The 25,704-nt window shown below is 38.2% G+C and carries 19 protein-coding genes and 1 tRNA gene; 11 read left to right on the top strand and 9 right to left on the bottom strand.

The genetic code is table 11. The features are described 5' to 3' along the window. Nucleotides 1-46 precede the first annotated feature (46 nt). Nucleotides 47-2,548 carry an FtsX-like permease family protein gene (locus I6F42_RS04610; protein WP_197151195.1) on the bottom strand — a complete coding sequence of 834 codons (2,502 nt, stop codon included), beginning with the start codon at nucleotides 2,546-2,548 and terminating at the stop codon, nucleotides 47-49. Beyond that, nucleotides 2,538-3,251, bottom strand: a complete 714-nt coding sequence (locus I6F42_RS04605; protein WP_008137049.1) for an ABC transporter ATP-binding protein — start codon at nucleotides 3,249-3,251, stop codon at nucleotides 2,538-2,540. The genes I6F42_RS04610 and I6F42_RS04605 overlap by 11 nt, the downstream gene beginning before the upstream one ends. On the opposite strand from I6F42_RS04605, the gene I6F42_RS04600 reads away from it, so the two are divergent. From I6F42_RS04600 to I6F42_RS04580, 5 genes are all read left to right on the top strand, one after another. Next, nucleotides 3,252-3,875, top strand: coding sequence for an arylesterase (locus tag I6F42_RS04600; RefSeq protein WP_007580376.1), 624 nt, complete (start codon nucleotides 3,252-3,254; stop codon nucleotides 3,873-3,875). A gap of 110 nt (nucleotides 3,876-3,985) precedes the next feature. Next, nucleotides 3,986-4,062, top strand: a tRNA-Pro gene (locus I6F42_RS04595). Between the two features lie 358 nt (nucleotides 4,063-4,420). After that, a complete protein-coding gene (locus I6F42_RS04590) occupies nucleotides 4,421-6,079 on the top strand; it encodes an Hsp70 family protein (RefSeq protein ID WP_010554032.1) in 1,659 nt (552 codons plus the stop codon). 114 nt (nucleotides 6,080-6,193) lie between these two features. Further along, entirely contained in the window at nucleotides 6,194-8,305 is a 2,112-nt protein-coding gene (locus I6F42_RS04585) for a CDC27 family protein (RefSeq protein WP_197151194.1), read from the top strand. Then, nucleotides 8,289-9,044: a DUF1266 domain-containing protein gene (locus tag I6F42_RS04580; protein WP_010554030.1), complete on the top strand. Its 756-nt coding sequence runs from the start codon at nucleotides 8,289-8,291 to the stop codon at nucleotides 9,042-9,044. The genes I6F42_RS04585 and I6F42_RS04580 overlap by 17 nt, the downstream gene beginning before the upstream one ends. A 73-nt stretch (nucleotides 9,045-9,117) precedes the next feature. Here the strand turns inward: I6F42_RS04580 and I6F42_RS04575 are convergent, their stop codons facing one another. Next, nucleotides 9,118-9,366 (bottom strand): hypothetical protein, encoded by a 249-nt coding sequence (locus tag I6F42_RS04575; RefSeq protein WP_007580368.1) that lies wholly within the window; start codon nucleotides 9,364-9,366, stop codon nucleotides 9,118-9,120. A 103-nt stretch (nucleotides 9,367-9,469) separates the two neighbouring features. Further along, nucleotides 9,470-11,107: a cyanophycinase gene (locus I6F42_RS04570; protein WP_197151193.1), complete on the bottom strand. Its 1,638-nt coding sequence runs from the start codon at nucleotides 11,105-11,107 to the stop codon at nucleotides 9,470-9,472. Nucleotides 11,108-11,369: 262 nt separating this feature from the next. Between I6F42_RS04570 and I6F42_RS04565 the strand changes: the two genes are divergently transcribed. From I6F42_RS04565 to I6F42_RS04555, 3 genes are all read left to right on the top strand, one after another. Next, a complete protein-coding gene (locus I6F42_RS04565; protein WP_010554028.1) occupies nucleotides 11,370-11,957 on the top strand; it encodes a hypothetical protein in 588 nt (195 codons plus the stop codon). A 96-nt stretch (nucleotides 11,958-12,053) separates the two neighbouring features. Then, entirely contained in the window at nucleotides 12,054-12,968 is a 915-nt protein-coding gene (locus tag I6F42_RS04560) for a zinc dependent phospholipase C family protein (RefSeq protein ID WP_197151192.1), read from the top strand. Nucleotide 12,969: 1 nt separating this feature from the next. Next, nucleotides 12,970-13,368 (top strand): hypothetical protein, encoded by a 399-nt coding sequence (locus tag I6F42_RS04555; protein ID WP_197151190.1) that lies wholly within the window; start codon nucleotides 12,970-12,972, stop codon nucleotides 13,366-13,368. 76 nt (nucleotides 13,369-13,444) lie between these two features. On the opposite strand, the gene I6F42_RS04550 is transcribed toward I6F42_RS04555, so the two are convergent. Both I6F42_RS04550 and I6F42_RS04545 read right to left on the bottom strand, forming a co-directional pair. Continuing rightward, nucleotides 13,445-15,715 (bottom strand): EAL domain-containing protein, encoded by a 2,271-nt coding sequence (locus I6F42_RS04550; protein WP_197151188.1) that lies wholly within the window; start codon nucleotides 15,713-15,715, stop codon nucleotides 13,445-13,447. Nucleotides 15,716-15,841: 126 nt separating this feature from the next. Further along, nucleotides 15,842-18,691 carry a UvrD-helicase domain-containing protein gene (locus I6F42_RS04545; RefSeq protein WP_197151185.1) on the bottom strand — a complete coding sequence of 950 codons (2,850 nt, stop codon included), beginning with the start codon at nucleotides 18,689-18,691 and terminating at the stop codon, nucleotides 15,842-15,844. 282 nt (nucleotides 18,692-18,973) lie between these two features. On the opposite strand from I6F42_RS04545, the gene I6F42_RS04540 reads away from it, so the two are divergent. From I6F42_RS04540 to I6F42_RS04530, 3 genes are all read left to right on the top strand, one after another. Further along, nucleotides 18,974-19,711, top strand: a complete 738-nt coding sequence (locus tag I6F42_RS04540; RefSeq protein ID WP_197151170.1) for a hypothetical protein — start codon at nucleotides 18,974-18,976, stop codon at nucleotides 19,709-19,711. 114 nt (nucleotides 19,712-19,825) lie between these two features. Next, the gene (locus I6F42_RS04535) at nucleotides 19,826-20,749 is read left to right on the top strand and encodes a M14 family metallocarboxypeptidase (RefSeq protein WP_121954316.1); all 924 of its coding nucleotides are present in this window, start codon (nucleotides 19,826-19,828) and stop codon (nucleotides 20,747-20,749) included. A 144-nt stretch (nucleotides 20,750-20,893) separates the two neighbouring features. Next, nucleotides 20,894-21,313: a hypothetical protein gene (locus I6F42_RS04530; protein WP_197151168.1), complete on the top strand. Its 420-nt coding sequence runs from the start codon at nucleotides 20,894-20,896 to the stop codon at nucleotides 21,311-21,313. Nucleotides 21,314-21,338: 25 nt separating this feature from the next. On the opposite strand, the gene ccoG is transcribed toward I6F42_RS04530, so the two are convergent. The 3 genes from ccoG to I6F42_RS04515 form a co-directional block, all read right to left on the bottom strand. Next, on the bottom strand, nucleotides 21,339-22,721 hold the full coding sequence (ccoG, locus tag I6F42_RS04525) for a cytochrome c oxidase accessory protein CcoG (protein WP_197151165.1): 1,383 nt from the start codon (nucleotides 22,719-22,721) through the stop codon (nucleotides 21,339-21,341). A gap of 145 nt (nucleotides 22,722-22,866) precedes the next feature. Continuing rightward, entirely contained in the window at nucleotides 22,867-24,285 is a 1,419-nt protein-coding gene (locus I6F42_RS04520) for a sigma-54-dependent Fis family transcriptional regulator (RefSeq protein ID WP_197151154.1), read from the bottom strand. A gap of 93 nt (nucleotides 24,286-24,378) precedes the next feature. Continuing rightward, a complete protein-coding gene (locus I6F42_RS04515; protein ID WP_197151145.1) occupies nucleotides 24,379-25,683 on the bottom strand; it encodes an AarF/ABC1/UbiB kinase family protein in 1,305 nt (434 codons plus the stop codon). Nucleotides 25,684-25,704: the final 21 nt, after the last annotated feature.

Below are 25,704 nucleotides of genomic sequence, written 5' to 3'. Positions count from 1 at the left end.
TGCCCACGTGTTAGGTGGGTATTTGAAGGAGCATGTTAGTTTAAGCTTACCCTAGGGCACGCACTAATCCTTGGGTATTTTGTTTAAGTGTTCGGGCAATCATTAAATAGCCTAAACCAGCCACAAATACACCGCCAGCTACCGGACCAATAATCCATATATGCGGATGTAACTTACCTGCTAAATCAAACATTTGTTGCTGCACAATTAAAAGCGCTATATCACTAAAAAATGCAGCAACTAAGCCAGCTAAACCGCCGAGTAATAAAAACTCGTACAAGGTCGCGTTTTTAATTAATCGGCTTTTAGCGCCAAGCGTTCGCAGTATTACAATTTCTTGCATACGCTCACCTAAACTAGCTTGCACTTGCGATATAAGTACAAGCGCGCCACACAGCACAACAATTGCAAGTACAAAGCCAATGGCGAGTGATACTTGCGAAATAGTTGTTTGTATTTGCTTAACAAAGTTATCAATATCAATCGCTGTAATAGTAGGGTAAGTACGCAATAACTGGCTAAAATCACGCTTTTGATTTGGGTTTATACGTACCGACGAAATATACGTTGCCGGAAAATCTGCAAGTACATCTGGGCTTAAAATAATAAAAAAGTTAGGTTTAAGCGTGGCCCAATTAACTTTGCGCACACTGGTGATTTTAGCGTCGAATGACTGCGAACCAATTAAAAATGTAAGCGTATCGCCTATCTCAACATCTAAACGCTCAAGCATCGACTCCTCTACTGAGGCTTCAGCCATCGCATTTTCACCAAACCACGTGCCTTGTGTAACTTCATTTTGGTCAGGCACATCTTTAAGCCATGTAAGGTTTAGCTCACGGCCAATACCTGCACGTGCTTCTTCGTCTTTTTTCTCGTTGTCTTGCAGCGATACAGAACGTGCTACCAACTCGCCGTTTACCGCATTTACGCGTCCACGAATAGTGGGATAAAACTCTGATACCTGAATATCTTTTTGTGCTAAATACTCATTAATTGGCTCAAGCTCATTTTGCGTAATATTAACTAAAAACGCATTAGGCGCATCGGCAGGAAGTTGCGATTGCCAATCAGATATCATGTCGTTTTTAAGTACCACTAAAAACAGCAGTAACTTAATCGCTAATGAAAAACTAATTAACTGTACCGCGTTCACATTTGCACGCTTTTGAATAGACGCAATTGCAAGCGACCAACTGTTACCAGGTTTTAAGCCAAGCTTTCGACCGCCACCAAATATTAATTTAGATATCAAAAACAACACACCAATTAGCGCAAGCGTTGAGGCAAACAAAATAAGCGTTATTTTTATGTTGTTACTAAATAACCACATTAATAAAAACACGGTTAGCGCACTCATTCCTAAATGCACACGACTTATTGCCAACTTGTCACCTAAGTTACGGCGCAGCACTCTAAGCGGTGGAATATCAAATAAATCAAATAACGGTTTAATAGAAAACATAACGGCACAAATTACGCCAGTACTTATAGCCACCAGCCAAGGTTTAAAGCCACCTAAAGGTAGCTCTGTGCCCATACTTTTTGATAAGTAACTTGTTGCTATTTCTTGCAAGCCATAACCAATTAACAGCCCAATACTTACCGCCATTGCACATACAAGCAATAAATGGAGCATGTATATTTTACGGATCATTGAACGGCTACCGCCTAGCGTTTTCATCATCGCTACTGGGTCGTATTGGCGTTCACAATAACGTTTTGCTGAAACGGCTATAGCCACTGCGGCTAAAATAATACCTAATAGGCCGGCAAGTAATAAAAAGCTCTCTGCACGGTTTAAACTATTTGAAATAGGTGATTGACGGTCTTTAACGCCGTACCATTGTTGGTTTTCTTTCATTTGTGGTTTAAGCCACTCGTAAAAGCTATTTATATCGGCCTCACTACCTGCATAAAGTTGGCGATAATAAACACGACTACCTGGCTGCACAACTTCGGTTTTTGCCACATCGTCAATATTAATAAGCACGCGGCGGCTGCTCGAAAATACATTAAATGGCGCATCGGGCTCTTCTACAATAACTTTTGAAACATTAAATAATGCAGCACCAAGCTCTACTTGCGCGCCTATATCAATGTTTAAACTGTAAAATACTGATTCACTTAGCCACACATTACCAGGCGTTGGCCCGCTATTAGCAACTTTAGTTTCACCTGTTAAGGTATCTTTAACTTTTAACTGCCCTTTTAGCGGGTACGCATTAGATGCCGCTTTTACTGAGCTAAACTGCATTTCATCATCGGCAAACAACATAGTGTCGAAGTACACCATTTGCGCCGTTTTTAAATTTTGGCTCTGTGCTTGAGTAATAAAAGCAGTGTCGAGAACATGATCGCTTGCAAGTACACGGTCTGCTGCAATAAAAGCACTGCTTTTTTGCGCAATACTTTGCCCTATTCGCTCAGTAACCATAGACAGTGTAAGCACGGTTAAAACAGCAAGGGCAATAGCTGCGCTTATAACTGTTAGCTCACCACGGCGAAATTCTCGCGAAAATAACTTAAGCGCTAACTTAACCCACATTAGCAACGTCCTCTACTTGGCTTTTTACTAGTAAACCCGCCTCTATTTGAATAATGTGCTCACATTTTTGTGCAAGCCCTTCATCGTGAGTCACCAAAATAAGCGTAGTGCCGTGTTGCGTGTTTAAATCAAATAATAACGACTCAATCATTTTACCGTTTTTGCTGTCTAAGTTAGCCGAAGGCTCATCAGCAAACAGTATTTTAGGTGTACCAATAAATGCTCGCGCAATAGCAACACGTTGCTGTTCACCGCCAGAGAGTTGCGACGGGTAATGATCAATTCGATGGCTCAAGCCTACTTTTTCAAGTAATGCAATTGCTTGCTCTTTTGCATCACTTTCACCAGCAAGCTCTGCTGGTAGCATAACGTTTTCAAGTGCAGTTAAGCTTTGTACTAACATAAACGATTGAAACACAAATCCAATTTTAGCCGCGCGCAGTGCAGCACGCTCTTCTTCATCTAAATTGTGTAATGGCTCGCCATCTAAAAATATTTCGCCGCTGCTTGCGGTATCAAGCCCTGCTAATAAACTGAGTAACGTTGATTTACCAGAGCCCGACGTGCCAACAATAGCAACAGACTCGCCATGCTTGACATTAAAGCTGATGTCGCTGAGGATGGGCAGCTCACCTTCAAAGGTAGAGACTACTTTAGACAAACCATTAACCTGAATTATATTTAATTGAGAAAGCGCTGACATATGACTCATTCAATCCTTCGTTTAGTATTCATTTTATTTTTAGTTATCAAACCGCTGAGCGCAGCAGCCGACAACACGATTTTAATACTCGGTGACAGTTTAAGCGCAGCCTACGGACTTCAACAAGAAGAAGGCTGGGTAAAATTGTTACAAGATAAATACGATGACGAACAAGCCGACATTGAACTTATCAACGCCAGTATTAGTGGCGAAACATCTGGTGGAGCCCTACGCCGTTTAGATGCATTGCTTGAGCAATACGAACCCACTCATGTACTTATTGAGCTAGGTGCTAATGACGGTTTACGTGGTTTTCCTGTCAAAAAAATGCAAACTAACTTAACGTCTCTTATTCAAAAAAGCCAAGCAGCTAATGCGATGACCGCCTTAATGGAGATTTACATTCCCCCTAATTACGGTCCGCGTTACAGCAAAATGTTTACAGACACTTTTTCGCGCGTTAGCGAAGAGACAAATGCGCATTTAATGAACTTTTTTATGCTCGATGTTGCTGGTCAACCTGAGCTAATGCAAAACGATAGTTTACACCCTAACAAAAAAGCTCAGCCATTAATACGAGATGAGATGTATGACTCGATCAAAAAGTGGTTAAATAAAGACTAGCCAATTAATACACCGCAAGAGTGCCTTTTTAGGTCTCTTGCGTAATAAACACCCAAACAAACAATCGCTTATTGATTTTTAAAAAAATACACGTACTATTGCATACAAATCGGTATGTGGCGCAGCTTGGTAGCGCACTGTCATGGGGTGGCAGGGGTCGAGAGTTCGAATCTCTCCATACCGACCAATTAATTCCTTTAAAAATAACAATTTTCGTTAATCTAAACCTAACCATCAGTAAACTTTACTTCCAGCAATTCGATAATACTCTATATCTAGATCCATATTTTTTTGTTATCAACCTTAATACTAATCTGCTTGCACCTCTCCAATATGTATTCTTTTAAAGACCTCTTTGCTCTCATCAAGAACCGCTACCTATTTTAATAAAATAAAGTTAAGCGTATAATTTTCAATCAGATATTAATAATAGGTTTTTAATTAAACTGTATAATTACGTCGGTGCAAAACTAAGTTGAATTTAAGGCTCTGTATTAAGTAACTTAGCATAGCGATGATTTAAGTCATTCAGTAAGGGAAATAAAATGAAAATAGGGATAGATCTCGGTACAACTCATAGCGTAGTGGGAATATGGCAAGATAACGCGGTTAAGTTAATTCCAGATATGGAGGGTAATGTGCTCGTTCCTTCAATTGTTGGCTTGTCGGAAGATAATTATATTCTTGTAGGCCAAGCCGCTAGGGATCGATTAGCAACCCACCCCGCACACACAATTTGTGAATTTAAACGTTTTATGGGCACTGATAAAACCTTTTCATTGGGCGAGCAAGATTATAGCGCAACTGAACTATCAGCCATTTTATTAAAAAGCCTAAAAGAGCAAGCCGAACATTATTTACAAGAGCCTATTACTGAAGCCGTTATTTCGGTACCGGCCTATTTTAACAATAAACAACGTCAAGCAACGCAACAAGCGGCTTTACTTGCAGGCCTTAAAGTTGAGCGATTACTTAATGAACCCACAGCCGCAGCACTCGCTTATGGGCTCGATAATAAAGACTGTGAGCAAACTTACTTAGTACTGGACCTTGGTGGCGGTACATTTGATGTGTCGGTTATTGAGGTATTTAACGACATATTTGAAATACACGCCTCATCGGGTGATAACTACTTAGGCGGTAACGACTTTACTAACGTTATTGAAGAAGATCTTTATAAGAAAAACGATTTGTACAAAGGTTTTTTCTCAGATAGTGAACTACGTAATATTTGGTCGCTGTGCGAGCGTTTAAAGTGCCAATTAACTAACGAGTCAACAGCCAGCTTTAATTTTGAATATAAAGAAAAAACGTATTCATATACCCTCACTCTGGAAGATTATCGTACATTGTGTAGCGAGTTAATTGAGCGAATTAAGTTTCCTATTAACCGTGCGATGTCTGACGCTGGCTTAACACTTGAAGACGTTGATGGACTTATTCTTGTTGGCGGCGCTACGCGTATGCCTATTTTTCAACAGCAAATTAGCCGTGTGTTTTCACGTATACCGCAAACTCAATATAACCCTGATCATGCTATCGCTACTGGTGCTGCAATTCAGGCAGGTATGAGCGCACGTGCTAAAGAATTGAAAGACGTAATAATGACTGATGTTTGCCCATTCACTTTAGGCGTGGAGGTAAATAACAAACATGGTCAGTCTGAGTTTTTGCCTATTATAGAACGTAACGCGACGATTCCTGTAAGCGAAACTCGTTCTGTTTATTCAGCTCACCCTGAACAAGAAAAAGTACTCATTAAAATTTATCAGGGTGAACATTATCTCCCTAAAGATAATGTGTTTTTAGGCGATTTAGAAATAAATCTTGAGCCGTTAAATATAATACAAGAGTTATATTTAACATATACCTACGATCTTAATGGTGTACTTGAGGTTGAAGTGACTAATGTTGCAAGTGACAAAAAATACCGCACTTATGTAGGCGAAAATGAAGAAAGCTTGAGTGAAAGTGAGTTACGTGAACGTTTTTCACGACTTAACGCACTTAAGGTTTTGCCTAAAGACAAACTTGTAAATACTGCATTTAAAGCAAAGTTAGAGCGTTTATTCCAAGAAAATCTAGGCGATAAAAGGCGAGAGATTGGCGAGGCGATTGGTCAATTTATGGAAGTGTTAGAAACACACGATAACCACAAAATAGAGCGTATGATCGAAAATATAAAGCGCTATCTTAGCTATTAAAATTAGTTATTAAAATTAGCTATTAAAATTAGCTATTAAAGTTAGTTATTAAAGTTAGCTAATAAAAAATAGTTTCAGTTAAAAAATTACATGCATTAAATTAAGAGTGAAGTAATGAACCATTGGAAAATATTAGGCATTGAAGCCACAACAGATAAACGCCTTATTAAACTCGCTTATACAGAGATTCTAAAAAAAACATCGCCAACAGAGTTTCCCGAAGAGTTTAAAGATTTACGAAAAGCATATGAGTTAGCTATTAAAGAGGCTAAACGACCTGCTAAAAATGAAGACAAAGCACCCAATCAAGTATTTGAAGATGAGCACGAAAAAAAAGGCGTTATTAACGAGTCATTTTTTGATAAAAAAGAGCCCTCTCCCGCACCTACAGAAGTTGAAATAGTTAAGCCTCAACCTATCGAGTTAAATTGTGTTCGCTCTATTTCAGAGCTGCAAGTAGCACTCAATGAATTATATTGTAATGTGTTATCTCGCAGCGATGTTGAACAATGGAAGTTATTATTTTCGTCGCCATTATTTTGGGATATCGATCAAAGTCAGCAAGTCTCATTTACTTTAATTGATTTCTTTTCAGAGAATTACTTTTTATCTGCCACGGTATTTAAATTTTTAGATGAGAGTATGAAAATCTCTAGTGAGTTAGTAACCAATAAAAATAATCACTACCGTGAACTTGCTATTGCACTGCATCATTATATTCAGAGCCTACCACTGCGAATCGATGCCCTATCTAACATTGATCACAATATCAGCTTTGAACAGCTGCAGCAGCATCTTCAGTTACGTAACTTAATAGAAGAGCAATGTATATATTCTAAGCTTACAGCTGAGCAGCTAATTACGCTTATGCAGCGAATTAATTTGGTATTTTATAATGACGAGTCACTTTATCTTTATGTTGCTAACTATTTATGGACATTGGGTGCATACACAGAAATTAGTAAGTTACTTGCCTCATTGCCAGAGCCTACAGATGCAAGCATAGATCAGCTGCGAGATTTACAAGCACACGCAGAATTTAAGCTTAAAAACTATGATATAGCACTCACTATTTATCTTGCGCAGCGAGAACTTATGAAAAGTTTTTATGCGATGAATATGACTAAAGAGATTGGTCTGTGTTATTTGCACCTTAAAAATTATGAAAAAGCATATACGTATTTAAACTCTTATTTTTATACTAGCCCTGAGGATATAGACCTTCGCTCTGCTTTGATTATCGCCCGTCGATACTACATAAAAGATCTTAAAAAAAATGAGGAAAGTAACGCTCTTAAAATAGCGACGTTACAATTTGAAAATGGTCGCTACAAAGATGCTTTAATAACGACTCAAACATACCCTCTAATTTTTCACGCTGATTGCAATTATTTACAGGCTTTATGCCTTGCTAAGCTAGAACGCTTAGATGAAGCATTTGACGTTTTTATCGCCTTTATTAATCTACATTTACAAAAACAGGTAGATCCTTGGCCACTACTGGTTGATTTATTTATATATTGCCCAGACTCAATTGATTTCAATTTGATAATGGAAACTATCGCAAAAAAAATACAACCATCTCCTAACAAGTTTTATAAAACCCCTCGCGTGCTAGGCTCTGTACAAGAGAATATATACTCACAATTAGAACTCAAAACATTAGATCTTCCAGCGACTGATCATGATGGAAAACCCAATAAACCCATGGGTTACAGCCTCTATGCTGATTTAGACTATAAACAGCAATATGCTTGGGCAATGCTACATGCGTTAATGGCTAAATTGGCAAACTTCGAAGATAAAGTGATTGTGAAGCAAATAAAACAAGCCGCTATTTATGCGATTAAGCAAGCTATGCCAAAAATCACACACCAACCAAGTTGGAGCTTAAAGTTTATTCACATAGCTTTTGATATAGATGATTTTGATACCTGTATTAAGCTCGCAAACATCACGATTAGCGAGTTTTCTAATTTACCTCAAACCTACTATTACAAAGGGCGATCGCTAGCTGCCTTAGAGCAATATGATGCAGCAATACCTATATTAATATTAGCCGCAGATAAATACGGACATCAGAGGCTTGGGATATACTCACTTGAATTTGCAGTGGAGTGTTGTGAAAAGCTCGTTGAACATGGACAACCAATGCATCCTAATTACAATGAGATATGCCTAAAACTGCAAACAACAAAGGAGATTGTAGATGCACAATCAAAGTGAAGTGCCTTGTGTAGTTGCGGATGATGCGACCTTAAGTTCAGAACAAAAATTATGGCTTATTAGCCTCTCAGGCCACCTTTCAATGCAAAATGGCTATTCATTGAATACCTTAAAGCATCACAATAAAAACTACACTGACGAGTCAGTTGCTAACGGTAATTTAAGTATTTTAGGTAATGCTTATGGCGTTACAACAAAAGAAGAATTAATTGAAACTTTAAATGTTTTTTATAACACATCAAATAGCCAAGTTTTCATGAGTTGTATGGCTGAACTCACCAGAAATGATTTATTAGCAAGATACTACATTGAGAATAAATCTACTGCCTATCAAAATACGCCTATAGGTATTATGTCGGACTGGGCAGGAATACATAAATTCTCACTGGCTCGTTGTGGTATTAGAGCTTTTGATATTGGCCGCTATGCTTTTTTATGTCGTTGTGGTGTTAGCGTTAATTTTTTAACCGAAGAAGAAGCATGGCATTACCTTAAGCCTATTGGAAAACTGGCACAAACCTTATTTATTAGCTGGCAAGAATATGCAACTAGTTATGTAGTTGGTCGGTGTATATGGCAAAAGATTACAACTCAAGAAACGTACAGCGAGCCAAACCCTGACTTTAATTTTAGCCATGATTTATTTGAAAAAATAAATGATACGGCTGCTACATTACAAAGTATATTAGCTGATGACGAGCACCCATGGTGCCAACTAGATTGGGAAATGGACTTTTAATTTCAATACTTTGATTTTATAAATACTTACTGAATAACGCATTTTACAGTGGCGTTATTCAGTAAAGTTAATATTAGTGCTTGCGCCCTACACCATTTCGTACCATGTCTTGCCCTGTTTGGAATACGTCTTCTGTAATCATGCGTGCTAAAAGTAGCTTTTGATTATCGTCAAACACAGCAACAAAACGGCTGCCATCTTTGTTATTAGTAGCCATACCAACACCGGCAACACCTTTAAGTCCAAAACCACCGTTTTCGACATCTATTAAAAAGCTTTCTAGTTCGGCTAAAGTATCAATTACGTCATTTTCATTATTCATTTTAAAACTCTTTTAGTAAGGCCTTGGCTAGGCTTTTAAATCATTATGGTGGCTATTTTATAGAGAAGAGCCAAAAACTTAAACCCTTGGCTCAGATTAGTAACTAAATCGACTTTATAGCTAACTCTAAATTGCTTAGCGCACAACCAAACTCTTTTGCATTAACGCGATGATACTGTGTGTCACTCGTTGCAGTAAGGCTAATTATAAACTCATCTTGTTGGGCTACCGTACTTTGCTCTTGGCTTAGGCACATAGCTTGAGTAAGTGATCGCAGTTTTGAATTTGTTAAAATTGCACCAAATCGCTGCACTGGCAGTGGAGGTATTTTTATAGCGGGTAACGCTTCATCTATTGTGCGCTTGCTTAGAGTAAACGTGTTATTGGTAATTTCAATTACACTGCTTGTAGGCCAATACGAGTAGCTATAGCTCTTACTCTCAGGTTGTGCTTTACCTTGGTTAGCTAAATGCACTACACCACTTTTGCCTATTACGGTTATTAAACTACCTTCTGGCGATTTAATAACAACCAAAGCCGTATTTTCATCAATACCAAAACCATGTTGAATCTCTGTTTTAGTCTTTTTTACTTCATTTTTATTTAACGCCGCTGCGAGCCTAAATGTACGGTTTTGTTCGCTAAACTGAGTATCTAGTACACCAAAATTAAAGCTGCCAAGTCCACCAGCATTAGTGTTATTTTCATTTTTGCGAAGTGCCTCAAGGCTTGTCGTATTTGTAAGCATGCCCGTCACTTTACTTTGGATTGCTGCGCCCGCGCCTTCACCTACAATTACTGGGCGAGTTTGCAATGCTTGCGTCCACGGGTATGGATTATTGTTTTGATCAAATAATACCTTGTGAGTTAATGCTGCATTACCGCTATTAAACATCACACCGGTACTATTTTTAATAAGTGATACAAGTGCATTAGTACCACTTTTACATAAAGCGTATTCGGACTTTGTGTACTCTGGATAAATTGCTTCCCGGTTATACACATTCATTAATGTATTTCTGAGAGCGGGTAATTCATCGCACGAGTTACTCGTAATCGCTTTAGCAAGTGCTGGCGTTAGTGCTAACCATTGAGTGTTTATATTTGATTGTGCTAAAAGACTCTGCGCTACATCTGCCGACTCATAAGGGTCGCGGCTCGATGCCGTAATAGCAAGCATGGTGGGTTTTGCGTTATTAACTTTTAAACTGCCCGACACAAATTGTAAAATACTATTAGTCGCGACCTCAATATTAAAATCGGTATTTACTTGCTCTTTTAAGCGCTCAGCGTTTTTATCAAGTAGCGGCACTTCTAGCATATCAAATACAAAGTTGTATTCTTGCTGAGTCAGGCTTTCTAATTGCTGGTTATTTATATCGCGCCATAGCCATAATAAATCTGTTTTAGATACGCTATTTGACGATTTACCTAGCAAGGTTTTAAGTGTTTTTAATACAGCCGTTTTTGCCTCAACGTTATTATTAGGCCAGTGCTGCGTGATGTTTTTTATTTGAGCGTTGCTAACAGCATATAAATTATGTGACTTACCATCAATAGCAGTCTCTTTTTGGCAATTGTTAAGCTTTGCGCTAGTACAGGTAGTAAGCTCTGACCCCACTAAAATTAAAGTTTGGTTTTGCTCTTGAGCCACTGCATTTATTGAATACCCAACACCAAACAATGCCACTAACATACCTAGTAACTTCGGCTGTTGATCACGTAAAAATGCACATATCATAATGTAAACTCTAATATAAATTATAAAACTAATATGTTGTAGTTTAACAGCTAGCCACTTGAGCCTAAATATATTTTTATAAATGTTAAATAATTCAAGCCCCTGAAAAGCGATAGCGTTAAGCACTTCATTTAAATAAATTGTTTAGCTTACATACTTGCCCTTGTAAATATTAACTAAACAAATTTAAACAGAGCATTTATTGATCAAATTCATTGTTTAAATTACGGTGGTGCATTGTTTTATGTAACTAGGGTGAAATATGGACTTTTCTAATGAAGAGGTAAATTTTTTAGCTGAGTTATTCAAACCAAATACAAAACAGCGTTCCCCTCGCGACCATATGCTTACAATGAAAAGCTCTATACCCGCGAGTATTGCTCACCTTTTTACCCACGCTAATCTAACTTTGCTTGCTGAAGTTGCTAATTACCAACTTTGGTTTCCCTTGCAATTAAAAATTGATGAGTTAGGTGTAATTAACCCCACTTTGAGCGCACCAGAAGTAATTGATACAAAGGGCACTCAACGTAGTTGGCGCTGGAGTGAGCTAAATATTAAAAGCCAAGGTTTTAACATTGAATCGATTTCCAGTACTGGTATATTTTTAAAACCATTAAAAAGTGGAAAGAGCTTAAAAAAATTACAGCACATGAGCTTTACCTTACCCAACAAAGAAAGCATATCGATAGATGTAGAACCCGTTAGGCAAAGTAGCTTAGGGATTGCAGCAAAAATCACTCAGATTCATAGCGGACAAGAGCAATTACGCGCCTATCTGTTTGAAGAACATAAACGCCAATATGCTAAGCTGTACGAAGATGGACAACTAATTGAACAGTTAATTTAGTCTCTTTTAAACACTCACAAGCACTTCACTTGGCTTTATTTAACCCCCTCTCAATGTTAATCTGTCCCCCTATTAATAAATCATAAGGATATGACAATGCCAGGTGCTTTTGCGCACATCACAGCCGTTAATATTGCAACGCAAACCAAATCACTCGCTAAAATGGATATGCCTAAAAAGGCAAAACTTATTTTGAGCCAACGCCAAGCATATCTTGAACTAGGCTGTGTAGCCCCCGATTATCCTTACTTAGCAGTAGCGCAGCCTAGCCAAAATGCGTGGGCCGACCTAATGCACTATGAGCACACAGGCGATTTACTTAAAGCCATGATTGAATACTGCAAAACACTTGAAAGTGAAGCATTTGAAAAGTGTTTTGCTTGGTTATGCGGTTATATGTCCCATGTTGCTGCGGATATAACGGTGCATCCGGTTGTTGAATTAAAAGTAGGCCCGTATGAGCAAAATCAAACGGCGCACCGTACCTGCGAAATGAACCAAGATGCATTTATTTGGCAGCGTTTAAATTTAGGTGAGTTAGGTTATGCTGACCGCGTGCAACAAAATATTGGATCTTGTACTAACAAAGACGATAATTTTGATACCGATATTGCAAAAATTTGGCAACATGCTTTATTAACGGTTCACCCAAGCTACGCAGCACAACACGCTCCTAACTTTAATTCATGGCATAACGGTTTTCAGCTTGTAGTAAATAATGTTGAAGAAAGCTATCGATTATTTGCCTGTGCACGCCATGTTGCTGCTGATTTAGGCTTGTTTTATCCTCGCCCAAACGAAGTAGATTCCACTTTTATTGAACAACTAAAAACGCCGCACGAGCCTATGCATTACAACGATATTTTTGACTTTGCCGTTAGCAATATTCAGCACTACATAACCGTTATTGCCAATGCCGTATTTTTAGGTACTGATTGCAGTGCAATTAAAAATTGGAACCTAGATACAGGCTACGATGAACACAACACGATGACGGTATGGAGCAAATAAAATGAAACACTTACTTTGTATAAGCCTCATAGTATTATTTAGCGGTTGCTACACTTCAAAAAATAACAATCCAGAAGCGATGGCCGACTTAGCCTCACAATTAAAAGATATTGCTACAGCCGTTGATGGCACATTAAAATTTAGTGAAACACCCTATTCAACAACTGATGAGTTATTAAAAGCTGCTGTTAATAACGATTTAAGAAAACTTGCACCCTTTGGGGAATACACGCTTATCGTGAACGTACAAGATGATAACGCAGTGCTACTCTTATGTGATGCCAATACTGCTTTAATTGAAGATGCAGGCTGCACTGCTCAATCAGATATACAGCATTGGGGAGCTGAGGCTATTCATCAGTGCGAAATAACCATAAACGCCCAACAGCTCTGTAATTAGGTAATAAAACCCAGCTAGTTTTATAGAACATACATACCTTAGGTGTATATGTTCTATATAGTGCCACTAAATACATTTAAAGTTGAGCTGTCATCTCTTTAGGGTTAAACACTAAGCCATGGCCACTAACATGCTGTGCAAAATTTTCGGCTGGCATTGGTTTAGCAAAGTAAAAGCCCTGAAATTCTTTACACCCCATTTGCGTCATTATTGCTACTTGCTCTTGGGTTTCTACTCCTTCGGCTACACACTTAATATCAAGCTCTTCACACATAACGTGCACCGCTTTAACTAAACTTTTTTGACGCGTAGAGCTCGTTACTTGGCTTATTAATGAGCGATCTAACTTGAGCTTGTTAATAGGGTAATCGGCAAGGCGTGCAATATTAGAATACCCCACTCCAAAATCATCGACCGAAATAGTAAAACCCCACGATTGCAGCGTTTGCATAAGCTTTAGCGAATGCGCTTGGTTTGCCTCAAGAGAGGTTTCAGTCAGCTCTAACTCTATTTGAGGTGGCTTTACGTTAAAGTCGGCAAGGTATTTAACCAGTTTTGACATAAAATCGGTTTGGCTAAAATCAATTAGAGATATATTTATTGCCACCGGCACACTCGGTAAACCCGCCTTGGTCCAATCGGCAATTTGAGCGCACACCTTTTGAATAATCAGGTCGGTTAGCCGACTAACCATTCTGTATTCTTCGGCAATAGGAATAAATACCACTGGCGACACATTACCCAGTATTGGACTGTTCCAACGCGCTAAGGCTTCAAGCCCTATACATTGACCCGTTGCATCTACTTTAGGTTGATAGTGCACCGACAAATCGCCCTGCTGAAGCGCTTCATCTAATAACATTGAAATTTCGTATTTTTCGATAAAAGCGTGTGATTGTTTTTCGTTATAACCACTAAGGGCCATATTACAATTTGCTAGTTTAAGTGCTTCGCATGCATTGCTAAGTACTGTTGCGCTGTTTTTTCCATGATCAGGATACTTTGCAAAACCAAATAAAAATGATTGCTGACACTTAGTGCCAAATACATTATATGTTTTATCTAATGTATTTTTTATTTGCATTAATAGCTTATCTTCTAGCTCGTTTTGCGAGTTTGCGCCAATTATAAAAGCAAGCTTTCCTACTCCTATATGAGCACACAACAGCGGCCCATCTGGCATCGCTTTTAAACGCTTGTACGCGTTAATAAGTAATGCTTGAGAGTCGGCTTTAGTGAGCTTCAAATTTAAGTATTCACTATTTGCACTTTGCGCAACAACGATATAAAAACCTTTTTGGTATTTGCTTGTTAATCTGTCGCATTGCAGCTCAAACCATTCTCTATTAGGTAGTTTTGTTTGCGAGTCTCTAAAGCGTAAACGTTTATTTTCTTGTTCCATCATCGATAAATTTTGTTTAATGAGCTGCTCTTGCGTGCAATCGTAAAAGTCATATACACGGTAGTTTGTACTCATTGTTATTTGCTGATAACTGGCTTTAAAATAACTTTTTTTGTACTTCACAATTTTATTTTGAGCATTAGAGTCGTCAAAAACTAAGGCCGGAAATAAATGAGAAAGATTAACGTTTCCTTCTTTTAATTCTTTTTTTATACCAAACATATCAATAGCATGTTGATTAAAATCAGTAATGACAAGGTTTTCGTCAACAATAATTTTGGCTTTATTTGATTCGGTGAACAGGCTTCGATAAAGCTCATTTTTATCTTTAAGGTGTGTATTAGCGCTTATCATTGTTTTGTTTAAACGCTTAGCAGCCACAATTGTGCGCGCCACAGCAAGGGGAATACAAATGTTAAAAAATAAAAATATAAGCCCTGTAATGTATAAGTCAGCGTCGGGAAGTTGTTGAGCTATGCCGGTTAAACCCGAGACATCAACGTTATTGATGATCATATAAAACGGCGCAATATTTAATACGCCATAAGCAAGGGCTGTTCTATAACCAAGGAGCATAAGTGCTATTATCGGGCAGGAATACATATACATAGAGCCCACTTTAGCAAGCTCTAGGTCTGTTAAAAATAAGTTCATTGACACGCTAGCAGCTACAATGGCTATTAAAAGTGCATGAGCGCTAAAGTGATAAAAACGCTTACTTGCTATAAGTAAACCACATGCAGTAGCAAGAAAACTGCTTGTTAATACAACAATATAAATTAAGTTAAATTCAATAGCGCTTGTGTACGTGTGGCACGCCACAGCAAAACATAACACCATTACTAATGATAGAATAATGCGCAGTGCACTTATTCGCCAATTAGCAACCTGACCAGGGGCTGAATAATGATCATTTAATAAAAAGAATCTATTGAAAAAATGCATAATAAACAACAGTTAAAGCTCATTCTTCTATTAGACATTGATAGCTTGTTAAAATCAATCTAATGAATGTAATTTCTATTTACATAGTTCTATAAAATAGACAAGTGTAAACCTACCTGTTAGCCGTTAAACAATCATTTTTCGAGTGTTTTTACAGTTATCTTCTTTAAGCGCGAAACCACTGCACCCTAAAAATTCACCGTGCTTAGATTTGCGTTTACGCATTTCGCGACCACACTTTTCACAAATTGGGTGCTGCATTTTACACTCTGTATTCACACATTGTGAGTACGTGTTTTTATCAATCGATGGGCCACTACAGCTTTTACACACTCGTAATTTAGTTTCGCAAATTTGCGTATTAGTACAACTATAATAATCACCATATTGACCCGTTTTTGGCACAATTAAACCGTCGCTGCACGTACTACACTCTCTTTGCTTTAGTTGCGACTTATTAAACAACGTTGAAGCGATTTGAATGGGATAATTGTCATTTACTAGTTCTTTTACAAACGCTGAGCATGCATAAGGGTCTGCAATTAAATACGCTTTATGTTTAGCGCGCGTAATACCTACATAAAGCAAACGCCTTTCCTCTGAGTGAGTGAATTCATCTTGCTCTGGTAATAACGCCTCCACCAGCACATTATTTTGATTATCGCTAGGAAACCCTAATTTACCTTGTTCAAAACCAATAATAATACAGTAATCGGCTTCAAGCCCTTTGGCACTATGCAATGTCCAAAAATAAAGAGAGTTTGTATGCTTTTTATCTTTTAAATGCTGCTGCACGCTATTTAACATGTATCTATATCGACTAAGTATGGCAATGCTCGCTGATGCATCATTTTTTTGAATAGTGCTTATGCTCTGTTGTACTTTCATTTCTATCGATTTAGTACCTTGGTATAAATCGTCTAATAAAATAACTTGTGGTGTGGTTACTTGTGTATGTGTGCTGATCTGCTTTTTATATTGCTCAGGGTTTTGCATTACAAAACGCCCTGCTACATCACTAATACTATTGTTATATCTAAATGTTTTTTGCAGCATAGTAAGTGAGTGGCTGCCCACTAATTCATTAAAGCGTGTAGTAAGCGCTAAATTACCACCCGAGAACCGATAAATTGCTTGCCAGTCATCACCTACCGCAGTAAAGCGTATTCCGTTACCATGTTTTAATATGGCATTTATGAAAGCCATACGCGCGCTTGATATATCTTGAAACTCATCAACTAAAATGTGGCTCCACACAATATTAAAATCTCCGCTTACTATCGCCTTTGTTGCTTGAATAATCATGTCGTCAAAATCAATGGTACTTTGCGCGTTTAGTTCATTTATATAAGCATCATGAATTTGCACTAACAAGTTTGCATATTGCTGGTAATTTTTAATACCACTTTGCTTAATGCGCTGTGCTATTTGCTTATTACTTAGTTGCTCCACTCGAATAGCTTGTAAACATTTTATGTACTTATCAATCCCTTGCTGTAACTGCCCTGAGTTATTTAAAGTATGAAATATTTCGTCGTTACTTAAAGGTGTTAATTCAACATTATGCTGCTTTAATTGCTTTGCGAGGGTTTGCTCTAGCTTTCCTTCTACCCAGTTGTAATGAAAGGTTTCGAGTAAGGTGGTGCCATTTTGTTTATGCAGTTTGCGCTTAAATGCAATTTGCTCGTTATAGTGTTTTTTATCTATATCGGCACGTGTATTCCCTTGCCTATCAATGCCAAAGTGCTCTAGGTAAATATCATATTGAGGTATATAAAAGTCTGGTTGGTATTGCCCACTTAGCTCTGCGCCTTGGCTAAAGTGATAATTCACCTCATAACTGTGCGGTACGCAATTCAAATGCAGCCAGTTTGAAATAAGCACTTCCTGATAACTTTTTACTTTATGACCCGCAAGGCTACGGTATTCGTTATCGCGTACGTACCGCTCGTACTGTGCATTATCTTTAAAGCTAAATATATCAATCGGCTCATGGAGTAAATCTACAAATGCTTTTAAAAACTGTGGCTCGGTTTGTATTTTTTTACTTACCCACCCAGTTAACCAACTATTTAATTGAACTGGGTCAGTTGCAAATTTTGACAACTCGATTGGCTTTTTAGCACTTTGTAGTAATTTAAGCCCAAGCGCATGAAATGTTAAAATAGTGGGTGCTTTGGTATGCAATTTTGCATGCGTGGCGCGTTTAATAAAGCGCTCTTTAAGCTCATTTGCTGCTGTTTTATTATAGGCCAGCACCAAAATTTGCTCAGGCTTGGCAATATTGCATGCTATTAAATCTAAAGACTTTGCTACCATCACAGATGTTTTACCTGTGCCTGCTGCCGCTAATACTAAATTTTTATCGTTATCGCGTATTACCGCTAAGCGCTGCTCTGTTGTTAATGGATTTGACTCTACTTGATTAAAAAAGTCATTTTTAAGAGTTAGTTGCTTTTTTTCATATTTATGGCGCAACTGTGCAATTGCATCGTGAGTATTGGGCGTAGTGCTCAGTATATTTAAAAATTTAATACTACTTTGCGATAAGTGTTGTTGCCACACACTTGTACTTTTAGCGTACTGCTTGGTAAGCAAAAACACATCATTATTAAGTGTATTTATGGAACTATCACGTAAAAACTCATCTAAAGCATAGCGCTTGAGCGAAATCTTTGCGTTATTTACCTTTTGCTCAAGCAGGGCTGAAAACCGCGTGTTAAGGGCCGTATTTAAAGCGTTCGCTTGTGATTTGTTTAAAAAGCTAATTGATGTATTACTACTGTCGCACAAATTAATTTTGGCGCTAAATAAACGGTTTTTAAGTATTGAGTAATTATAAAAGTCTTTAATTAAAAATGTCCGTGCGGGAGCACTTCTAAAATGCACAACAAGGCGCTCTTGTTCAATAGTTACGTGTTTAATACGGGTAAAAAAACGGCCTAGCCAACTTGGAGTAGCAATATACTGCGCCATAATACTCAATATGAAGATATGCTTTACCTTAATTGTAACATACTCTTTTGTAATACATTTAGCGCTAAATCGGTGCTTGCTTAGTAAACAATTCAATTGGTAAGTTAGTTTTTAAACCTGATGATTAATATTTTATTTACAACCATTAACAAATTTAAACATTCATAGATAGCTTGTTGTGTAACAATGCACATATACAAACTTACACTTCATATAATTGTTAGGTATATCCCCAATTAAACAATTATTTACAGCCTAATTAAGTGGTTTAAAGGAGCTAACATGCTTAAAAAATGCATTACCACAACGGCTTTAATTTTAGCATTATGCGCTTGCACCTCAGAAACAGAGTCGGATTTAGTAAAAACACAAGGTATTTGGGCAGGTTTTGAACTAGTTTCTGACGGTAACCGCACGCGTGTTAACGCAGAACTAAATGCAGGCGATGCTAATGGCTCTAACATTGTTTTAAGCGATAGCGACTCATTACAAGCTGTTGTTAATAGCACTGCTATTGTACTTACAAAAGATACCGACTTTTTAGACGTTGATTACCAAGCGTATATAAATGCCACTGACGATAACCAACAGTTTGATATAAAATTTAAACGGGATGATGGCATAAATGCTAATTCGAGCGTGGAGTTGCCTTTAAATTTTATTATTTTAACCCCGAGTAACAATCAAAATTTTGATATTAATAGTCCCCTTACAGTTCAGCTAGATGGCACTGATCCTAATAGTACTAGCCAAGTAGAACTTAGCAGTAGCTGCACTAACAATAATAATGAAACACTTTTACAATCAACGCTTTTTGCGCTTAACACTTCGCGCCTTGAAATAGATCTGCAAAGTTTAGATATGTTTAGCAGCTCGCAAGTAGATCAAGGTAAAACGTGTGATTTAACAATTAGTGTTAAACGCGATCGATTCGGTAGTATTTCGGGTGAATACGCAAACCAAAGCTATATTAAATCCCAGCAATCGTGCGCTATAAAAAATATGACTTTAACGTTTTAATTTGCACGCTAATTTACTCAGCGTTAAGCTACGCCTTTATTAAGTAACTCTACCAATTGTAATTGCCCTCCTTATTTATAGGAGAGCTAATAACAATTGATATAAAGGTTTATTATGACTAACAGCACATACCCTATTGGCACACCTGGCAAAAAATGGAATGACAACGATAAAGTCCAGTGGTTAACACGCCAAAACATTAAACGCAGTTACCAAAACGAAGTCGTAACGCTAATTAATGACCTTAAGAGCACCTTAGATATAGAGCAATACGGCGAGCTTAATTACACCGCTGGCACTTACCCATTATATATATTAAAAACGCCTAACTTTAATGCTAATAAACCAACTGTTTTAATCACCGGTGGTGTACATGGCTACGAAACCAGTGGCGTACATGGCGCACTTAGGTTTGCTAAGACATCGGCTATGCAATATTGCGAACAGTTTAATATTATTGTTGCACCCTGCATTAGCCCTTGGGGATATGAGACTATAAACCGCTGGAACCCAGATGCTATTGATCCTAATCGCTCATTTTACGAGGGAAGCCCAGCTCAAGAATCAGCCGCTATTATGGCGTTTGTAAAATCATTAGGTACTGACTTAATCGCTCATATTGATTTACACGAAACAACAGATAGTGATAACAGTGAATTTAGACCCGCACTCGCTGCGCGTGAAGGCACTACAAATACTAACTGGAACATACCTGACGGGTTTTATTTAGTTGCAGATACCAAAAAGCCTGAGCCGGAGTTTCAAAAAGTCATTATAGAAAGCGTTGCAAAGGTAACTCATATTGCACCGAGCGATGAAAATAACCAGCTAATAGGCGTACCTCAAGAGCAATTTGGCGTGATTAACTATGCAGCACGCGATTTAGGTTTATGTATGGGCTTTACTGATGCACCCTATGTAACTACTACAGAAGTGTACCCAGATAGCCCAACAGCCACCGATGAAGAATGTATTTTGGCACAAGTAGCCGTTATAACGAGCGCGCTAAATTACATTACAACCTCTACAAAAGATTAACCACTGTTCAAGAGCGGGTACTCATTAAATTAAGTACCCGCCAAAAAAAGAAACAATCTGATAACAAAAAACAACCCAAAAGGACTGGTTTTATTGGATTTAAAGGTATAAGGTTAGCCTTCCCTCAAATTCAAGGAGTATACATTGGGGTTTAAAAACAAATATGGACAGGTAAGCCTCTATACTGAAAATAACGTTGTTATCGCTCACTTTTCGGGATACATCACCTCAGGGCTTCTTCGTGCGTTTAAAATTGAACTATGCGAAAAAATAAAGTCACTCAAAAATCAGCCTTGGGCCTATATTAGTGATTCTTTTGATGTTTTGGCTGCAACGCCTGAGGCAGAAAAAGAAATGATAGATATTAGCCATTTAATGAAAGCAAACAACTGCCTAAGTAGCGCGTTTGTACTCACATCAGCTATCGCTATAAATCAAATGAAGCGCATTTTAAAATGCGCCAAAAGAAATGTTAATTTTAGTGAGTGCATATTTACCGATTTAGATAGCGCTAAACAGTTTGTTTCTCACAACTTAAAAAGCAAGCAAGGCCAACTGATATAAAATAATTGACCTTGCTTTATCAATCTTAGTTTTTGTAAAACTGACTATCTTTGGTTATCGTAATGCTGCCGTTTTCTTGCGCTGTTACAATAAATTGTAACTTACTCACTTTACGCTCAATATTGTAACCATCGGCTGTTACAGTAACGGGGACTCTTTTCATCGCACCCGGTTGTACAAGCGTAGATCTCGGACTTGAGAGCGTTGCTCCTGGTAAACCCTCTATGGCAATACTGTAATGCAGTGCTTGCTGCGTTTTATTAATAATAGTAAGTGTATAAGGGTTTTCTACAAGGCCCTCGTAGTTAACTCTATAAAGCGCATTCCTATCGCGTAGTACTGAGGCTTCTATTGGTGTACGTTGCAGCATCCATGCAAACATCGAAATGATTAACAAAGCCGTTAATGCGCCGTACCCTACTAGCTTTAACCTAAATGGATTGGTTTTTTTACCTTCCATTTGTTTTTCGCTAGCGTATTTAATTAAGCCTTTTTCGTAACCAAATTTTTCCATGGTATCGTCGCAGGCATCAATACATAAGCCACAGTTTATACATTCATATTGCAACCCATTTCGAATGTCTATTCCTGCAGGGCATACCTCTACACATAAGTTACAGTCTACACAGTCACCTAAGTTAAGCTCTTTTGGATCAGCTTTGCGTTTACGTGGTCCTCGGCTTTCACCTCGCTCGTTATCATATGTAACAAGCAACGTATCTTTATCAAACATAACAGCCTGAAAACGAGAATACGGGCAAGCAATAGTGCACATTTTTTCGCGTAAAAACCCTGCATTTCCATAAGTACAAAAAGCGAATAAAAACACCCAAAAGCTCGTTATACCTGACCACTCAAACGTAAGCATTTCCATATACAAACTTTTTGCCGGAATAAAATATGCCATAAACGAGGTGGCGGTTAAAACTGAAATAACAATCCATGCACTGTGCTTAGTTATTTTTTTACGCCAAGTGCTTAGCGTCCACTGTGATTTATCTAATTTAATTCGCTGATTTCGAGTGCCTTCTATGCGTTGCTCTACCCACGAAAACATGAGCATCCATATAGTTTGCGGGCACGTATAACCACACCAAACCCGACCAAGCCAGTTAGTTACAAAAAATAATGCAAAAGCCCCCACCATAAATAGTAGGGCTAAAATCATAAAATCTTGAGGAAGGAGTGTTAGACCAAAAATAGTAAAAGTTTGCGTTGCCACATCAAGCAGCACAGCTTGTTGTCCGTTATATTGGATCCACGGTATTGCAATAAAAGTTAGCATTAACAGCCAACCTAAATTACGGCGTATGCGCTGAAAAAATCCTTTTTGCTCGCGGATATAAATTGGCCCTTCGGTGTTATAGGGCTTAATGATCATGTCTTCTTCTTTAATATCAAACTTCATAGTACTTGCTTCATAATGACGGGTATTATGCAAGTATTTGCAACTTTCAGACCAAACTGAAACCTTACTTACATCATTGATATTAAACAGCTTATTTCAACGAAGTAAAATAAAATTCGCGATATTAAACGCGCTGCGCGATATATCACGAATTTTTAGCAATCCCTAACTTTCGCATTTTTGAGCGTAGTGTACTTTCAGGTAAGCCCAATTTAACTGCTGCCCCTTTATCACCCGATATTTGCCAGTGCGATAACGCGAGAACAGAGGTTATATGCTGCTTTTGGGCCTCATCAAGCGTAAGTGAAGGGTTAATAACTACTTCACCACCCGCTTGCAAAGGCTGACTTAGCTGAAGTATCGCTTGATTAGATAAAATAGCTTCGCGTTCAAGTACATTTTGCAGCTCTCTAATATTGCCTGGCCAATTGTAGGCTTGCAGCTGTGTAATTGCTTTTTTACTTAGCCCTTTTAAGTGTTTACCCAGTCGTTTATTTATCTGCGCAATTAAATTAGCGCATAAATAAGGAATATCCTCTTTTCGATCTTTAAGGGCGGGTACTTTTATAGGAAATACATTAAGCCGATAGTACAAATCAATTCTAAACGTGCCTTTTTGTACCATTTCCCACAGGTCGCGGTTAGTCGCTGCAATCACTCTAATATTTACTTTTAGCGTATTGCTGCCACCTACACGTTCAAACTCTTGTTCTTGCAGGACTCTAAGTAGTTTACTTTGCGCCTCAAGTGGAAGCTCTGCTATTTCATCTAAAAACAAGGTGCCTTTATCAGCAAGTTCAAAACGCCCTTTACGGCGTTCATTTGCACCTGTAAACGCGCCTTTTTCATGGCCAAACAATTCCGACTCTAGCAAACTTGGGGTAAATGCGGCGCAATTTACTTTTATAAAGGCTTGTTCGCTACGCTTGCTTAGTCGATACAAATTACGGGCTACTAATTCTTTACCCGTGCCATTTTCGCCAAGTATAAGCACTGTGCTGTCGGTTTCACTCACCAGTTTTATTTGATCTAACATGGTTTGAAATATATGACTTTGTCCAACTAGCCCTGAGTCTTGCCAATCTTCGTTAAGTTCTGCAATTAAGTAGTTGTTTTCATCTTTTAGCTGCTCACTTAAATGATTTACTTGCTCAAGTGCCTCTTGCAAAGCATTTTGTGTTTGTTGTTGCAGTGATATATCGCGAAATACCGCTACAGCACCAATTAACTCATCATTTTTATAAACCGGTGTTGAGGTGTATTCCACTGCAAATGAGCTACCGTCTTTACGCCAAAAAACTTCATTTTTAACTTCACGACGTTTTCCGTCAAACATGGTGCAATATATTTGGCATTCATCAGCGGGATAGGGCGTGCCATCAGCATGAGTATGGTGATGATATTGGTGTATTTTTTTACCTAATAGTTCCTCAGCGCACCAGCCTGTCATGCGCTCAGCGGCAGGATTAACAAACACCGCATTACCCGACAGGTCAAAACCGTATATGCCCTCACCTACTGCGTTTAGCAATAATTTAGGATCGTTTAAAAATTGTTTTATCATAAATGCACCTCGCGAAATATCGCGAGCATTATGGCAATTTTATACATTAAGTGCACTCATTACTTAAAATGCACTTACGTGTAAATTAAAACGCTATAAATAGTGCTGAAATAGCGTTTTTACATCTATTTTTGCACCTAGCCTTGCGGCTATTAAGTAAAGTCCTGCAAGTTTTCGGTGAATAAATAGCGCATCAACGGGCGGTGTATGCCATTGCTGAGATTGCGCACTAAGAGCAAGCCCTGCATTTTTAATTTTGAGCGCTAGTTCGCTATTTTTAAAATCAAATTCTCCCTCTGCTCTCAGTGGCTCGCACGCCATTAAGAATAAATCAATGACGTTATTTTTATACTCATCAACTAAGTCATTTTTAAAATAACCAATGTGTGAAGCCGCTCTAAGCACACCTTCTCTGTTGTTTTCACTACCCGCTTTAAATAAAGCTAAATAAGCGCGGCTAAGCTCGGTTGATATTTCTCGCGTTGCACCAAAATCAAATAAGACAATTTTTTGTGTATCAAGCTGATAATGAAAGTTGGCAAAGTTAGGGTCGGTTTGAATTAATTTAAATTCAAACATTTCTTTAAAAAACAAATCAATAAGTTGCTCTGCAACAAAGCTTTTTTGACTATCAGGTAGCTCTGTAATGCTCTCAATGGGCTCTGCTTTTATATATTCCATAGTAAGTACTTGTTGTGTGCTGTGCTCTGGATATACGTTAGGCACTTTAAAGTGGGGATTACTTGCTAGTGCATTTTTATAACGTATTAAGTACTGAGCCTCCCGCTTATAATCAGCCTCGGCTAATAACTGCGCTTTAGCCTCACTAATAAGTGGTTTAATATTAAGACCTTTTGGCAATAATCGAGAAATCGTTAATAAAGAAATAACGTTATCGACATCACTTACTACACTTTTTGCAATACCAGGATATTGAATTTTAACAGCAAGCTGATCGCCATTTTCTCTATAAGCTAAATGAACTTGCCCTATAGAAGCCGCTGCAAAAGGCCTTAACTCAATATGAGAAAAACGCGCTAGCCAGTCATCTCCCCATTGCTCTTTTAATACCGCTACAAGTTGCTTATGAGGCATTGGATTCGCGTCCGAGCGCAGTAAAGCAAGTAATTGAGCTAATTCAGGACTGAGTAAGTCACCGGCATCCATTGAGAGTAATTGCCCGAGTTTCATTGCTGCACCACGTAAATGAGATAGCTGTGTGGCTAGTTTTTCAATGTTTTTAGGTTGTAGTAGCAAGCTTTTATTGTCCCAACCTTTACCGGTTAGCGCGCTCTTAGCGCCATCAACTAACATATTGGTAGCAACACCTGTGGCAAGTGAGCCTAATTTTGCAAAGCGAGAAAGCCGAGAAGTGGGAACAGTACGAGGAGCCGCCATAATATTAAAACCTAATTAGCC

The sequence above is a fragment of the Pseudoalteromonas sp. SWYJZ12 genome (genome assembly GCF_015864395.1).
Taxonomy (GTDB): Bacteria; Pseudomonadota; Gammaproteobacteria; order Enterobacterales; family Alteromonadaceae; genus Pseudoalteromonas; species Pseudoalteromonas arctica.
This window is presented reverse-complemented; position numbering and strand designations above follow the sequence as displayed.

Excerpts from the sequence above, each read along its gene's own strand:
- I6F42_RS04570 (WP_197151193.1), bottom strand. The coding sequence starts at position 11,107 with ATGATATGTGCATTTTTACGTGATCAACAGCCGAAGTTACTAGGTATG.
- I6F42_RS04610 (WP_197151195.1), bottom strand. The coding sequence starts at position 2,548 with ATGTGGGTTAAGTTAGCGCTTAAGTTATTTTCGCGAGAATTTCGCCGT.
- I6F42_RS04605 (WP_008137049.1), bottom strand. The coding sequence starts at position 3,251 with ATGTCAGCGCTTTCTCAATTAAATATAATTCAGGTTAATGGTTTGTCT.
- I6F42_RS04535 (WP_121954316.1), top strand. The coding sequence starts at position 19,826 with ATGACTAACAGCACATACCCTATTGGCACACCTGGCAAAAAATGGAAT.
- ccoG (WP_197151165.1), bottom strand. The coding sequence starts at position 22,721 with ATGAAGTTTGATATTAAAGAAGAAGACATGATCATTAAGCCCTATAAC.
- I6F42_RS04520 (WP_197151154.1), bottom strand. The coding sequence starts at position 24,285 with ATGATAAAACAATTTTTAAACGATCCTAAATTATTGCTAAACGCAGTA.
- I6F42_RS04560 (WP_197151192.1), top strand. The coding sequence starts at position 12,054 with ATGCCAGGTGCTTTTGCGCACATCACAGCCGTTAATATTGCAACGCAA.
- I6F42_RS04550 (WP_197151188.1), bottom strand. The coding sequence starts at position 15,715 with ATGCATTTTTTCAATAGATTCTTTTTATTAAATGATCATTATTCAGCC.
- I6F42_RS04540 (WP_197151170.1), top strand. The coding sequence starts at position 18,974 with ATGCTTAAAAAATGCATTACCACAACGGCTTTAATTTTAGCATTATGC.
- I6F42_RS04600 (WP_007580376.1), top strand. The coding sequence starts at position 3,252 with ATGACTCATTCAATCCTTCGTTTAGTATTCATTTTATTTTTAGTTATC.
- I6F42_RS04575 (WP_007580368.1), bottom strand. The coding sequence starts at position 9,366 with ATGAATAATGAAAATGACGTAATTGATACTTTAGCCGAACTAGAAAGC.
- I6F42_RS04555 (WP_197151190.1), top strand. The coding sequence starts at position 12,970 with ATGAAACACTTACTTTGTATAAGCCTCATAGTATTATTTAGCGGTTGC.
- I6F42_RS04585 (WP_197151194.1), top strand. The coding sequence starts at position 6,194 with ATGAACCATTGGAAAATATTAGGCATTGAAGCCACAACAGATAAACGC.
- I6F42_RS04515 (WP_197151145.1), bottom strand. The coding sequence starts at position 25,683 with ATGGCGGCTCCTCGTACTGTTCCCACTTCTCGGCTTTCTCGCTTTGCA.
- I6F42_RS04590 (WP_010554032.1), top strand. The coding sequence starts at position 4,421 with ATGAAAATAGGGATAGATCTCGGTACAACTCATAGCGTAGTGGGAATA.
- I6F42_RS04545 (WP_197151185.1), bottom strand. The coding sequence starts at position 18,691 with ATGGCGCAGTATATTGCTACTCCAAGTTGGCTAGGCCGTTTTTTTACC.
- I6F42_RS04565 (WP_010554028.1), top strand. The coding sequence starts at position 11,370 with ATGGACTTTTCTAATGAAGAGGTAAATTTTTTAGCTGAGTTATTCAAA.
- I6F42_RS04580 (WP_010554030.1), top strand. The coding sequence starts at position 8,289 with ATGCACAATCAAAGTGAAGTGCCTTGTGTAGTTGCGGATGATGCGACC.